Source organism: Aliivibrio sifiae (assembly GCF_002954715.1).
GTDB classification, from domain to species: Bacteria; Pseudomonadota; Gammaproteobacteria; order Enterobacterales; family Vibrionaceae; genus Aliivibrio; species Aliivibrio sifiae.
In genome coordinates this window covers 792,035-806,026 of the sequence record NZ_MSCP01000002.1, presented here as the reverse complement: position 1 = coordinate 806,026, position 13,992 = coordinate 792,035, and the positions used below count along the sequence as shown (strand labels likewise).

12 protein-coding genes are annotated in these 13,992 nt (G+C 36.3%); 3 read left to right on the top strand and 9 right to left on the bottom strand.

The genetic code is table 11. From position 1 onward, the window contains the following. The first annotated feature begins 140 nt into the window (after positions 1-140). Positions 141-2,831, top strand: coding sequence for a bifunctional acetate--CoA ligase family protein/GNAT family N-acetyltransferase (locus tag BTO23_RS14755; RefSeq protein ID WP_105063875.1), 2,691 nt, complete (start codon positions 141-143; stop codon positions 2,829-2,831). A 232-nt stretch (positions 2,832-3,063) separates the two neighbouring features. Here the strand turns inward: BTO23_RS14755 and BTO23_RS14750 are convergent, their stop codons facing one another. After that, on the bottom strand, positions 3,064-5,052 hold the full coding sequence (locus BTO23_RS14750) for a diguanylate cyclase domain-containing protein (protein ID WP_105063874.1): 1,989 nt from the start codon (positions 5,050-5,052) through the stop codon (positions 3,064-3,066). 331 nt (positions 5,053-5,383) lie between these two features. Between BTO23_RS14750 and BTO23_RS14745 the strand changes: the two genes are divergently transcribed. Next, a complete protein-coding gene (locus BTO23_RS14745) occupies positions 5,384-5,611 on the top strand; it encodes a hypothetical protein (RefSeq protein ID WP_060993762.1) in 228 nt (75 codons plus the stop codon). Between the two features lie 51 nt (positions 5,612-5,662). Here the strand turns inward: BTO23_RS14745 and mog are convergent, their stop codons facing one another. The 7 genes from mog to BTO23_RS14710 form a co-directional block, all read right to left on the bottom strand. Continuing rightward, complete coding sequence (gene mog / locus BTO23_RS14740; protein WP_061005337.1) at positions 5,663-6,199, bottom strand: molybdopterin adenylyltransferase; 537 nt, start codon at positions 6,197-6,199, stop codon at positions 5,663-5,665. A 41-nt stretch (positions 6,200-6,240) separates the two neighbouring features. Continuing rightward, the gene (locus tag BTO23_RS14735) at positions 6,241-7,470 is read right to left on the bottom strand and encodes a conjugal transfer protein TraF (RefSeq protein WP_105063873.1); all 1,230 of its coding nucleotides are present in this window, start codon (positions 7,468-7,470) and stop codon (positions 6,241-6,243) included. A gap of 160 nt (positions 7,471-7,630) precedes the next feature. After that, entirely contained in the window at positions 7,631-7,783 is a 153-nt protein-coding gene (locus BTO23_RS14730; RefSeq protein WP_081091621.1) for a YoaH family protein, read from the bottom strand. Next, positions 7,783-8,703, bottom strand: coding sequence for a DUF2861 family protein (locus BTO23_RS14725; protein ID WP_060993765.1), 921 nt, complete (start codon positions 8,701-8,703; stop codon positions 7,783-7,785). Before BTO23_RS14725 ends, BTO23_RS14730 begins: the two co-directional genes overlap by 1 nt. 2 nt (positions 8,704-8,705) lie before the next feature. Then, positions 8,706-9,362 carry a response regulator transcription factor gene (locus tag BTO23_RS14720; protein WP_060993766.1) on the bottom strand — a complete coding sequence of 219 codons (657 nt, stop codon included), beginning with the start codon at positions 9,360-9,362 and terminating at the stop codon, positions 8,706-8,708. After that, entirely contained in the window at positions 9,337-10,782 is a 1,446-nt protein-coding gene (vxrA, locus tag BTO23_RS14715; protein ID WP_060993767.1) for a sensor histidine kinase VxrA, read from the bottom strand. Before vxrA ends, BTO23_RS14720 begins: the two co-directional genes overlap by 26 nt. Before the next feature lie 83 nt (positions 10,783-10,865). Next, positions 10,866-11,117: a hypothetical protein gene (locus BTO23_RS14710; protein ID WP_060993768.1), complete on the bottom strand. Its 252-nt coding sequence runs from the start codon at positions 11,115-11,117 to the stop codon at positions 10,866-10,868. A 96-nt stretch (positions 11,118-11,213) separates the two neighbouring features. Between BTO23_RS14710 and BTO23_RS14705 the strand changes: the two genes are divergently transcribed. Further along, entirely contained in the window at positions 11,214-12,185 is a 972-nt protein-coding gene (locus BTO23_RS14705; RefSeq protein WP_105063872.1) for a coproporphyrinogen III oxidase, read from the top strand. 77 nt (positions 12,186-12,262) lie between these two features. Here the strand turns inward: BTO23_RS14705 and BTO23_RS14700 are convergent, their stop codons facing one another. Beyond that, complete coding sequence (locus BTO23_RS14700; protein WP_060993770.1) at positions 12,263-13,975, bottom strand: SgrR family transcriptional regulator; 1,713 nt, start codon at positions 13,973-13,975, stop codon at positions 12,263-12,265. Positions 13,976-13,992 lie beyond the last annotated feature (17 nt).

Genomic DNA, 13,992 nt, shown 5'->3' with positions numbered 1-13,992 from the left:
GTTCAATTACTCCAGAATTTATCTCCAATAAGCGATAAATGGTGTGTTTTTGTGCGCTAGCTTTTGTTTATATGACTCTATAAAGCCAAATTATTTAATCTCAGCTATCTTATTCTTATATAAGGATTAAGGGAGTCACAATGTCGGATTTAAAAACACTGTTACGGCCCCGCTCTATTGCGGTAATTGGCGCTTCAATCCATCAAGATCGAGCTGGGCATATTGTTATGCGTAATCTACTTGATGGGGAGTTTGACGGCCCGATAATGCCAGTCCACCCACATTATCATTCTATTTGTGGGATATTAGCTTATAACGATATTGAATCACTTCCAATTACTCCTGATTTTGCAATCTTGTGTACTCCCGCAAGAGAAAATATAAAGATACTTGAGCAATTAGGAAAAAAAGGCGTCAAGCTTGTTATTATCCTTTCTTCTGATATGAACTTGCATTGTAGTGGCATTGGAGAACCTTTACCTTACGAAGCAGCACGCATTGCGTCTGAATATAACATGCGAATTTTAGGCCCTAATAGTCTTGGGATTATTCTTCCTTGGGTGAACCTTAATGCTTCTTTTTCGCCTATCAATGCAAATAAAGGAAACATTGCATTTATTTCTCAATCTGCGGCGGTTTGTACCACTATTTTAGATTGGGCTAAAGAAAAAGAGATTGGATTCTCCGCCTTTGTTTCTCTTGGTGATGGAATTGATATCGATTTTAGTGAGCTGCTCGATACCTTATGCATTGATTCTAAAACCGACGCAATTTTACTTTATATCGATTCAATCAAAGACGCTCGTCGCTTCATGTCTGCTGCAAGAGCGGCAGCTAGAAACCGACGAATTCTAGTTGTAAAAAGCGGCCGTTCTATTGCGGGAAGTAAAGCAGCCCAACTGCATACTAATGGAGAAATAAGTTTAGATGCGGTTTATGATTCAGCAATAAGACGTGCTGGCATGTTAAGAGTATCTAATACCCATGAATTATTTGCAGCAGTAGAAACTCTTGCTCATCCTATCCCTTTTCGAGGGCATCGCTTAGCCATTGTTACTAATGGCGGCGGTCCTGCCATTATGGCGGTCGATAGTTTAATGCAACAAGGTGGTAAGCTAGCACAATTAACAGAACCATTAATTGAAACACTTAATCAAAAATTGCCACAGAATTGGTCGCATTCTAATCCTATCGATATTGGTGGTGACGCAAATGAACAACGTTACTGCGATACTGTTAATGCGCTTTTAGACAGTGACGATTGCGATGCGATTTTAATCATGCACAGTCCTTCAGCTATATCGAATGCAAGTAGAACCGCGTCTAAGTTAATTGAGTTAATTAAAAATCATAAACGAAAATCAAAATTCACCATATTAACTAATTGGTCAGGGGAAACCTCTTCAAAAGAAGCACGATTAAGCTTTACTCAAGCAGGTATCCCAACCTATAGAACCCCTGAAAGCTCTGTGTCTGCTTTTCTCCATTTAGTTGAATACAACCGAAATCAAAAACTATTAATTGAAACACCCGTCTCCTCTGGTCATATTAATAAGCATGATGCACAAATGGCAAGGGAGTGGCTAGACGATTGTGTATCTCATGATCTTGTCGAATTAGATACGCATGAAACACAAGCGCTCTACTCATGTTATGGATTTAAAACCTTAGATACTTGGATCACAGAGGAGCCAGTTGAAACTGGCTATATTTCAGAAAGTATTGGTTACCCTGTAGCAGTAAAGCTTCGCTCACCTGATATTGCTCATAAATCAGACGTTCAAGGGGTAATGCTTAATCTAAATACCAAAGAAGAAGTGATCTCAGCGGCACAGTCTATTATTGACAGAGTTTCTCTGAGTTACCCCGCGGCAAGGATCTCAGGACTAAGCGTACAAAAAATGGCTCAGCGAGCAGGATCACAAGAACTGAGAATTAAAGTGTGTCAAGATCCTGTCTTTGGACCTGTGATCTTATTAGGGGAAGGCGGATCTGAGTGGGATCTCAATAACAATGCTGCGGTAGCTTTACCACCACTTAACATGGCGTTAGCTGAAAATTTAATAAAATACGCGATTAAAGAAAACATCATTCAAAATAGAAATTCCCCAACTAAAATGAGTCTGTTTGATCTAAGTGCCTTTCTTGTACGTCTGTCTCAGATGATACTTGATTGTCCTGAAATTGTTGAACTGGATATTCATCCATTGCTCATTTCTGGTATGGACCTCACTATCATAGACTCATCAATGAAAGTACAACACTTCACTGGGGATATTCATAAGCGCTTGGCTATCCGCCCTTATCCTAATGAACTCGAAGAATTTGCACACCTAAAAGATAACAGCACTGTGTTACTACGCCCTATTCTTCCTGAAGACGAGCCCAAACATGCTGATTTTATTTCTCAAGTTTCGCATGAAGATTTATATAAACGATTCTTTTCTGATGTTGGAGAGTTTAACCATGAAGCTTTAGCCAATTTCACCCAAATTGATTACGATAGAGAAATGGCTTTTGTCGCTACAAAGCAAATTGAAGGTGAAGAAGTCATACTTGCTGTTGCACGAGCATTATCCGATCCCAATAATAACAATACTGAGTTTGCGGTATTAGTCAGATCTGATTTAAAAGGACTAGGACTAGGAAAGATTTTGATGGATAAAATTATTCGTTACTGTCGCGAGCAAGGTATTAAGGTAATGACGGGAATGACAATGCCATCAAATCAAGGAATGATTGGTTTAGCTAAGCACTTTGGGTTTAATATTGATGTACAAATGGCTGACGGCATTGTAGAAATGTACCTTCAGTTAAATGAATTGGCATAAATGAAAAAAAACCAAGATAAATGTCTAATTTATCTTGGTTTCTATATAGATATAAAATGTTTTTAAAAGGGTTATCTATATTATTTAGATTGTTCTGCTTTTTCTTTTTTTACCATAATCGCACCAGCAATAACGAATGCAACTAACAATAAAATTTCCATTAACCTGTCCTATTTAGTATTAAGTAATCAACCTGACTAATATACCATCAATAAAAAGAATATAAATAGCTTTAATTCAACTTTGTAAACATTCTTTCATTATTATGAAAGATGTATTGCCTTTTACCAGAAAGCTTTGCTTCATACATAGCGCTATCTGCCTCTTTCAATAAACAATCGACCTCTTTTTTATCACTGTATTTCGCAATAGTAATGCCAATACTCGCACCAACAGACAATATATTATCTTGATAGTAAATAGGTTGTTGAATTGATTCAATAACACGATTTGATAATTCAGCAAGTTGGTCTTTATTAATGACTGAATTTATAAAAAGAACGAACTCATCTCCAGCTAATCGGCACGCAAGATCTTTCTCTCTTATCGAGTGTTCAAGTCGTTTTGCCACCACTTTTAACACTTCATCTCCAGCATCATGTCCGTGAGTATCATTAACCGCTTTGAATCCGTCTAAGTCTAAATAACATAAACCAATATTCCCTACTGAGCCTTGATTCATCGTAATGACTTTATTTGCTGTTTGATAAAATTTAGAACGATTAGGTAAACCCGTTAATGTGTCATGATGCGCTAAATAATCTAATCGCTCTTTCTCTTTAGTATCAAATAAACTGGTAAAAATAAAAATGTAGCTCTCTTCACCATGTTGATCGCCATCAATAACTTTACTTGCTTTGATATACAAGGGGAACTCTTCGCCTTGCTTATCCCTTTCTAATACTTCGCCATGCCACTGTCCAAAACGATAAATCGATTCAGTAATTAATTCCTTAGATATCGAAAAGTGATGCCCATCAAATAGCTCTTGCATCGATAAGTTCATCAGTTCTTCTGGTTCATAACCAAAAATATCCGTAAATGCAGGGTTAATTAACGTTAGGCTACCTGATGAATCAAAAATTAAAACACCATCTTGGCTATTTTTAAATACATTAGCGGCTAGCTTTTGCTGAGATCGACTTTTAACGGATTCCGTTACATCTACCACTGAGAATAATAGTTGCCCTTTATTTAACAAGACTCTTACCGTGATTTGTAATGTATAACCATCAAACGTTTTTACAAGTAAGTCATCTATCTCATTAACTGTTTGAAGAATATGGGATAACGTGTTTCTCTCTAGCGGATTTAAAATATCCAGAAAATAGACATCAACTTTAGTCTCGCTAGCTATTTTAGGAAATAATTTTTTAGAAGCGTCATTAGAAAGAAGAACTTTCCCTTCTTTATCAACAACAAAAAGTCCATGTTGAACTGCTGCAATAATTTGTTTTCCAAAATCTCGTTCTTGTTCAACTTTATTAAGAACAAAGCGTAATTGTTTTTGACGATCTTCTAATCTACCTGCCATTCTGTTAAATGATAATGTAAGATCACCTAGTTCATCTTGAGTTGTAACTTCTGGACGTTGATTAAATTCACCACGCTCAATAATCCCTCTCATTGCATTATTAAGGTTAGTTACAGGCGTCGTTATCCAATGTCTTATTTTTGATATAAAGAGATAACAAAATACAACAATAAGACAACACAAGATAAGCGTAACCTGCAAAGCCTGCCTACTTGTCGTATCCAGTTCTGATTTTGAAACAATCAATCGTATCTGAGCTACTTTTTCATTTTTTAATGCCACTGGCATGAGTACATAAATGGCATCCTGCCCAATAACATAACCCTTCTTTGTTATTTTTTCTTGTACTAGTGGCTCTGGCTCCTGAATAGTTCGTTCATTTTTACGAAACTCTGCGAATAAAGCCCCATCATTTTTAATTAACACCGCTTGTAAAATTTCATCATCAACACTGAAAGCATGTAGAATTTCCGTTGCTAGTACTTTGTCATTACTCTGTAAAGAGGATTGCAAATTAATACTGACACCGTTAGATAATACTTTAACTCTATTTATCAGATTCTTTTTTTGAGTTTCATAAGTCGATACGTAATTATACCCTTGCAGTATAATGAATAGACTGGCGGTAAATACAATAATTGGCAGGGATAATCGCCTCCGTAGCGATACCTTTTCTATCCATTTCATTAATATTCCCTTCTAACATCAACATTTATGCTTTAGGAGTAATGTCTAATGGAATCGTAATTTAGAGGAAATTCCCATCAAATCTAAAGATGCGCTATTTGATATTATCAACTAGGCTACTGAACAACAGTATAACTAAAAACACTCCATACGGTTCATTTGATTTGAAATAATTAATCGACAAAGTGATCACTGTAACAGTTATCTTTTTATCAATTACCATTAATTTCTTGAATGTTTTATATCGAACTTAAAACGATGATAATGAAGAGATGTTTATCTTTCGAATACGATATCCTTTATCATTAATTAACTCATTTTGAGCGTAACTATGAAACAAACTATTAGTGTTTTACTCCTATTACTCTTTTCTTCGTTTAGTCTTGCTAAAAGTGTTGAAAAATATTATCAAGAGCACCAACCAAAGCGCTGCGAGACTCTCAATAGAACCCTTATTCACGTGAATAAATTACTGAGCTTTAGTGAAGGAAAAGAATATAAAGAGAGACTTAAAGAGAAAAAGGCATTAAAGAAATTACGAAAAGAAAAAGGTTGCTAACAAAAAAAGCCAACACAGGTATGTTGGCTTTACATTTTTTAAATACGATCGTTACTTTGCTTTTGGTCTAAAAGGTTTAATCACTTCTTCGTTACATTCAAGAAATGGACCTTCCATCAAATCAATACAATATGGGATAGCAGGGAAAACAGCATCTAAACATTCACGAATAGACTTTGGTTTACCTGGTAAATTGACGATTAACGAATCTTTACGTAAACCTGCCGTCTGGCGCGATAAAATTGCAGTAGGAACAAACTTTAATGACTCTGCACGCATTAACTCACCAAAGCCAGGCATCATGCGGTCACACACAGCTTCTGTTGCTTCTGGTGTCACATCACGTTTAGCAGGTCCAGTTCCGCCTGTTGTTACGACTAGGCAACACCCCTTATCATCCGTTAATTCAATCAGTGTTTTTTCAATCACATCTTGTTCATCTGGGATAACTACGTACTCTGGTTCCCATTCTGACGTTAGATAATCATTCAGTGTTGCAATGATTGCTGGGCCTGAAATATCTTCGTAGATACCAACACTAGCACGATCACTAACTGTTACGATGCCAATTTTTGCTTTTTTAGTCATAATGAATTCTTATTGAAGTAAGGTACCCCATTATTACAGATTTAGTATTCGTAAGCCATATTGACTGATACACCATAAGTTGAATCGACCGAATAGATTGCTGCTAGATCTAAATGAAACATATTTAATGGTGAGAAACCAATACCAGCAGTAAATGCATCATCATATGTACCCGCTAAATCCGTTTTATACCCACCACGTAATTGCATTTGATAAAGCAAATCAAATTCAGCACCAATTCTTAGCATCTGCATATTATCGTTTAATTCAATAAAACGCTCTTGTTCATTAAGATCAACATCAGCAGTCAAAATGAAGTAATTCGTCATGAAAGCAATACCAGCAGTATAGATTGGTTCCATATTATACGTATATTGGGTCATACGAGTTTGCTTTCCTGGTCCACCAGTATAACCAGAGTTACCAATAAGTTTACCTATTTCAGCGTCAGATAAACCGAAAGTTATTGATGATTCTTTTGTTTTAATTTCTTGTGATATTAAATTTTTACCAGCAAGTGCAAATCGCCACGGACCATTAAACCATACTGTACCAACATCAAAGTTAAGGTTAGTTTCGCCAGTTTCATAATTGTCTTTAATATCTTTAAATTTAAAATCGACGGCAGATGCGCTGTAATTAAACGTGTAACTCTGTTGAATTTTAGGAGTGATACCAATAGTTAAGTTTTGCCCTAAAAAATTAGTATACCCAGCAAAAGCAACCCCAATTTCTGTTATGCCAATAGCTGCGGCATCCACTGTTGCATATGATATATCAAGCACATTAGCCAGTGCTGGGTCAGGTAAAGTACCATAAGATTGGCTCTCTACATCAGCTATAGCAACTGACTCTAACGAGGCCTTTGCATAAAAGTTCATAGATAAATAGCGATTTGGGATAGCTACTGCAATTGCTGTCCCCATTTGTATTTGTGCCGTATCTCCTGATAAATCAGAAAGGGCTTTAGTTGCCCCTGGAACATCCATCTTATCGTAAGCGTTTATTAATTTATCAAGATCGTCAATCATATCGTCTTTATCAACGACTTGAAGACCAAAACTTGGTAGCAGAAGACCAGCATCATCTTTACGACTGTAAATAGCAATTAATGCTGGGTTATAAAAAACACCAGTAAGATAATCAGCAGACGCTGTACCAGCCCCACCCATCGCATCAATACGACCATCAACACTAAAGTTAGTTGCTAATGTTGATGAAGAAGCTACTGTTGCGCACGAAAGTAAGCCAATTTTTATCCACTGTTTCATTTTTATAAGCCTAATAAAGATAGTTAATTCTTTATCGACTCTATCCATTGTAACTTTAGGGGAAATTAACTATTTATATCCATATTAAAAATAGATAAGAAGAATACAAACAAATCATGAATGGATATAAAAAACCGAGACATTATGCCTCGGTTTCATTTTATTTCTTCGCTTTCTCTGCTATTTCTGCTCGTATCTGCTCAGAAATCATTTTAATGGCTTCACCACTACTAACACCTTGACGCATTAGTTCTTGGATTTTTTCTACCGCTTGTTGTTGCTCTTCATGAGTTAACGTTGGTAAATCTAACATTAGTTGCTCTCTACATTTTCTGGTGCATCAAAATTGATGACTTTAGTTATTGCTTGTATTTCTTGAATCGAAATGGGACCTTGAAAGCGTTTATGGTTAAATGAAACACTTAAAATATAGCTTCCTGGTAATACATTCGTTGAAGGTAAGCTTTTAGGAAACTTCTCTTCATACGACTCTTCCCACAACTTTATGTATTCATTGTCTTGATGGTCATAAATAGCGACTGACATTTCAGGTAATGGACAATTCGACTTTAATAACCCTGTCTGTGTTGTTTTCCATTTTTCTTTACCTAACCAAGATACTGCCATTTCTGTTTTAGGGGTGCTTAGTACTATCCATGTTTCCCATTGCGTTTTTTCTTTATCATCAGCGGTAATAATTAACTTATATAAGCCATTCTTTACTCGATTATTAAGTGATTCACTCGCATAGATATATTGCGTCACAGCTTCGTCTTGCGTCGGTACCTTTTTTATTGATGGATTAATTAGCAATTCTTCATCTGGCCATTTAATAAAAGAAATAGATGAAATGCTTTTTTCACTATCAAACTGAACCATCATTCGGTGATGCAATCGGCCTGGACTTTGTATTATAACTCTTTGAACACTCAACGATGTTAACCATTTAGGGATCACTATTGTTGAGAGATCACGACCACAATTATTTGAAATAGCGACGCCCATGAGTTTATCAATATTTTGAATAATATTGTCATCTGTTGAGCTTTGTAGCACTTCAATCGCAGTCGAAAAGCCTTTTAGCGTCTTTCCTTCAAGAAATTGTTTATGGGCAGTAAAAAGTGCAGACTGTTCATTAAACCAATCTGCCGAATTTGCTGCGGCTCCATGAGATAAACAAAAAAAGCCTATAATAAAAATGGCTATTTTTTGTGGAAGCTGACGCAATACCATTACTATGCTTTCATTTTGTAGCCAACACCACGAAGCGTCTCTATCTCTATTCCTACAATCTTCTGACGTAATTGAAGGATGTGAGTATCAACCGTTCGCGTTGTTGGGAAATGGTTATAGCCCCATACTTGGTCTAGTAATTCATCTCGCGTAAACACTTTGCCTAAATTTGTAGCTAAAAAGAGCAGTAAATCAAACTCTGTTCTTGTTAACGTGACGTTGTCACCCGAATTGATAACATCTCTTGTCGACGTGTCTATTGATAAGTTACCTACAACCAATTTTGTTTTAGCATCATCAGATTCTGGAGAGCGTAAGTGCGCTCGTAGACGTGCTAACAATTCAGCTTCAGCAAAAGGTTTAGTTAAGTAGTCGTTTGCACCAGAATCTAGACCTGTCACTTTATCTCTAACAGATACTAATGCGGTTAATAGAATCACAGGAACATCTTTAATTTGCTTCCATTGAGGTAACCAAGTTAATGAGTCTCCTTCTGGTAATTGACGATCGAGAATAACAATATCGGCATCACCCCATAAGCCTGATACATTTGCTGCATTTTCTGAATGAAGGCAGTGGTATCCCGCTTCTTCCAAACTAACGATTAAGCCATCAGCTAAATTTTTATCGTCTTCAACAAGTAGGATTGTCTGTTTCACAAGGAATCTCCAGTATAAAAGTCGTTGGTGGCCCTTGAAGAGTCATGGTGCCGCCCATTCTTTTGATCATTGATTCGACAATCGTTAGACCTAAACCTAACCCTGCTTTGCTAACAAAAGGTGTTTTTAATTCTTTCCAATTTGCTTTTGTTAGTTGTCCGCCATCAATGACTTCAATTTTTAAGTTTTTATTCTCTACAGTAACACTTAGAATTACAGGCTGAATACCGTATTTATGTGCGTTACTAATTAAGTTATCTATACAGTTGCCCAGCCAATAAATATTTACTTTTATGGCTGAGTCTTTATTTATTTTAAATTGTACTGGTTGGCTATACTCCATACATCGGTAACTTAGCCATTCTTCAACCGAAGGGATCCATTCTGTTGCAAATCCTTTATCGTCTGATTGTAAGTAATCTTTACTTGCTTCTGCTAATTGGCGTAACCGTCTAGAATCTTCACATAATCGTCTAAACTCGTCATACAACGATTCAGGTAATGATTCAAATTGTCTTCTAAAACCTTCAACCGTTAAGCCTAAACTCGCAATTGGCGTTCTTAGTTCATGTGTTAGTATTTGAAGTACTAACATTCGACTTTTCATTTCTCTTCGCTTACCGTTCCATTGAGATATACCCCAACCAACCGCTAAACATAAATTTACAAACACTAAAAACAAGACAATGTAAGAAAGCGTTTTAGAGTTACTTTCTTCTTGCCAACACACATTGCCATTTCGAACGTAACAGTTGTCACCTTCTTTAAACTCAACCATATCCAGTTCAAACTTATCTAAGTTCTTTTGCTTTAAGTTCATTGGATACAAGTAGTATCGACTGCCTTTCCTTATCCACAGCAATTTATCAGCGATGATAGTATCTGAACCGCTAATAATAGCTCTGATAGCCGTATCATCCATCTCTTGTAAATGATGTAATAGTGTCCCTTCAGCCCCTAACGTCCGCTCTTTAATATGCATATAGGGTTCTAATTGACCCAAACGGTTAGGATGGATCTGAACATAACGATAAGCATATGAACCACCACCAGGATGGATCATTCCAGATCGAGCAAACCAACTTGTTGGTAATTTAATTCCTTTACATAATGCACGAATAAGGACTAACGGCTCCCCTACAAGTGGACTAACCGGCCATGGCCCAGTGCAAGTCTGAGCATTTCGATATAATTGTTGCAGTTGACTATAAGGGTATGAGGCCGTTTGTGGCAAAAGTGTATCTGGAGACAATAATACTGTGGGATATTCTTTTTGTATCAGGCGAATGTCATATATTTCGACAGCTTGTTCTTTTTTAAACGCTTTTTTAAAGCTATCGATTTTTGTAGCTAAACTCACAGCATGTGAAGAGAAGCTTGTCATCAATAGCAAAGAAAATAGCAAGCGCTTATCTATCAACAGAGAGTCCTATGAAATACAGTAAAAATAAAGATCAATTTAATCAGTATATTATAAATCAGTTGGAATACGAATAGTTTATGTCACTTCATTGTTACTTTTCCACCAATTATCTTATAAGCTGGCGTCCCTCTTATTAACATTTCTCTGCCAAATACAACATCACATTCTGGGCATATACACACCGCTTTAGTATGATCTTCAACAATACGTTCGATAAAACACTTAACCAAAGCCCCCTTACCTCCCTTCCTATATTTATAAAGCAAAGCTCTGCATTTTGAACAATAAATCTGCACCGTTTTTGTTGGACCTTTTTTATTTGGTTTTGCCATCTATAATTTCAAGCTCTCAGGTTGCTATCGATAAGGACTTTATCTTACACTCAATTCCTCAACCTTTTTTGGTTTATTGTTTTTATAGGATCTTCCATGCGAATTTATGCTCAACACCCTCAAGCTCAAAAAATATTACATCTTCTGACTGAGGTTCAATCCTATTTTAAAACAGAACTAATCAAAGCAAGTAATCTGATTTCAATTAATACTGAATTTACCCCTGTTGAATGGTTAAGAGATAATGGAATTAATGGTGGTGGCAAACGTTTTGAGGCGCTTGACGGTGGATTATTCAATCGAGCATCCATTAATGTGTCACAAATTCATTATGAAAACCAAACAGACAAGCATTATGACAGCGCAACTGCCCTTTCTACGATAATTCATCCATCACACCCACTTGCTCCTTCTATACATATGCATTTTAGTTGGACTGTGCTCAAGGATGGTTCTAGTTATTGGAGAATAATGGCAGATCTCAATCCATCCCATTTTGATAAAGACGATAAAGAATATTTTGACCAAACACTAAAAGTAGCGTCGAAAAGATATTACTCTCAAGGAACAAAGCTAGGCAATCAATACTTTGATATACCAGCATTAAATAAGCGCAGAGGAGTCAGTCATTTTTACTTAGAGGAATTTAATCCTATAGAAGAAGATGGTCTTGAATTTGCTCATCAATTTGTAACAAAGGTTATTAATACCTATACCCATATCTTATGCTCCCACTTGGTATCTGCAACCTCTCCAACTGAGGCTCAAAAACAACAGCAGCTGGATTATCACACCCTCTATTTTTATCAAGTTTTAACCTTAGATAAAGGAACTACCGCAGGGTTATTAGTACATAACCAAAACGATGTCGGTACATTAGGTTCTCTGCCTTCTCATATCAATCATGATTTATTGGATACTTGGCAAGCAGGATCTCCTGAGCCAATAAATGCGCTTGTGCTAGAGTTATCAAAGGCATTACCACAACAAAGTATTTGCTCAATAACATCAGAAACAAAAGCAAAGCTGGCTCAAACTATTCGTGAATTTTATCAGAAAAAAGCATAAACAAAGATAAATTAGCCAATGATGTATTAAAAGTTCATATCATTGGCCAATTATTTATTAAGCGCCAATGTTAATGATTAAAAGCTAGGTTTTATCCATACGGTATTAAAATCAAACCAACCAAGTCCGTTACATGATGCATTTTGTATACTATTATTTGCATCTTCACTAATTCCCATCCAACCATGGAACAATGGCGTAATTTGTCCACAGTCAACTAAATAGCGACATATCTCATTGACAGGAAAATGTCTCTGAGATGAGGATTGCCACTCTTCAATTAAAAACGAAATATGCTCGAATTCTTCTTCTGGCATGACCCGTTCTATTTCATTAAATGCAAATAACCACGATAATAACGCTTCTGGACATTGTGTTCCTAAGCTCATCCCCCGTAACCAAATATCAATGTTAGCGGTTTTTTCTTCATCAAGAAGATCGAGTGTATCAAACGGATGAATCTTTAAAGTTATGCCGTCTTGAGCTAATCGTTGTTTAATGATCTTCCCAAGTAAAGGATACAAAGGATGTTCATTTTCATAGCCTAAGTGAACAACACTTCCTTTCTCTGGTGCTATAAAGGATTTCTGAGGACGATTTAAACAATGCTGTAAACCAGGTAATAATCCATAAGCATTAAAAAGCCCAATCCCATTCATGCTGGAGTTTTGCAGTTCGCTCAGTAACAACAGAGGCGTAATAGTTTGCGTTAAGTAAGCCTGCCAATTCTGATTCTTCGTTATACCCGATTTCCTATTAAATAGAATATAACTACAGCCTCTATCAACATCAACTTTTTCACCGTATGACGTTGGTGATAACTCTGAACCTTCATAAACTTCTAAGCCTAATTTTAATTGGATGGGTGCGACTTCAGGCAAAATCCAGACTTCAACAGAATCGATTAATGGCCGGTATCCAAAATAGTTTTCATTAGCGACAAGGATCAGTTTTTTATCTGTGTTCTCACTGACTTTATATGGGCCTGTGCCTATCGGTAATCGATTATAATCTTGGGCTGCATGAGCTGAAACAGGAATAATTTTAGCGTTAAATTGCGCCAATTTAGAATCAAAGTAGTGATCATCTCTCGCTAAGATAAAATCAATAACATTAAGATTAGGCGTTATTATCTCTTCAATATGATTGAATACAAAGTTAGATTTTAATGACGCAAAAGTGGCTTTGATATCATCAAAAGAAAGTAATTTTCCATCATGAAAACTAACACTTGGTCGAATATAAAATCGCCAGTGTTGAGGCGTTAACATTTCCCAGTGATGAGCAATATCACCTTCAATATCACCTTTCTTATTCCATTGAGTCAATCCATTAAAAATTTGTTGTACTAAATGCTGTTCTGAACGACGTATCGCTAATGATGGTTTAAGAATATGAAGTTGACGATAATAAGGGAGCTTTACAACTTGCTTTCCTTTTTCATGAGAGACACCAAGTACATTATGAATAAGATCTAATAATGCATCTTGGTTACCATCTAAGATCTCTAAGGCAACATCCAACTTACCATCTTCAATACTTTGTTTTGCCAAAGATAAATAAACATAATCAGGTGTTGAAATAAATTCCAAGATCGAGCTTTTTCCTCGACCTACTGCTGGTCGCCACACTATCCACTGTTCATCAGACATTTTCTTGAGAACCATGCGAGTGTTTCTACGAGTACAGCATAACAAATCGGCAATATCATCAATCTGAACTCCAGCAGAAGTTCGATGATAATGCGCATACAGTTTTTCAAATTGTGTACGTAACCGTGGACTACCCATAAAGCACCGTTCATTTA

Excerpts from the sequence above, each read along its gene's own strand:
- BTO23_RS14755 (WP_105063875.1), top strand. The coding sequence starts at position 141 with ATGTCGGATTTAAAAACACTGTTACGGCCCCGCTCTATTGCGGTAATT.
- BTO23_RS14750 (WP_105063874.1), bottom strand. The coding sequence starts at position 5,052 with ATGAAATGGATAGAAAAGGTATCGCTACGGAGGCGATTATCCCTGCCA.
- BTO23_RS14745 (WP_060993762.1), top strand. The coding sequence starts at position 5,384 with ATGAAACAAACTATTAGTGTTTTACTCCTATTACTCTTTTCTTCGTTT.
- mog (WP_061005337.1), bottom strand. The coding sequence starts at position 6,199 with ATGACTAAAAAAGCAAAAATTGGCATCGTAACAGTTAGTGATCGTGCT.
- BTO23_RS14735 (WP_105063873.1), bottom strand. The coding sequence starts at position 7,470 with ATGAAACAGTGGATAAAAATTGGCTTACTTTCGTGCGCAACAGTAGCT.
- BTO23_RS14730 (WP_081091621.1), bottom strand. The coding sequence starts at position 7,783 with ATGTTAGATTTACCAACGTTAACTCATGAAGAGCAACAACAAGCGGTA.
- BTO23_RS14725 (WP_060993765.1), bottom strand. The coding sequence starts at position 8,703 with ATGGTATTGCGTCAGCTTCCACAAAAAATAGCCATTTTTATTATAGGC.
- BTO23_RS14710 (WP_060993768.1), bottom strand. The coding sequence starts at position 11,117 with ATGGCAAAACCAAATAAAAAAGGTCCAACAAAAACGGTGCAGATTTAT.
- BTO23_RS14705 (WP_105063872.1), top strand. The coding sequence starts at position 11,214 with ATGCGAATTTATGCTCAACACCCTCAAGCTCAAAAAATATTACATCTT.
- BTO23_RS14700 (WP_060993770.1), bottom strand. The coding sequence starts at position 13,975 with ATGGGTAGTCCACGGTTACGTACACAATTTGAAAAACTGTATGCGCAT.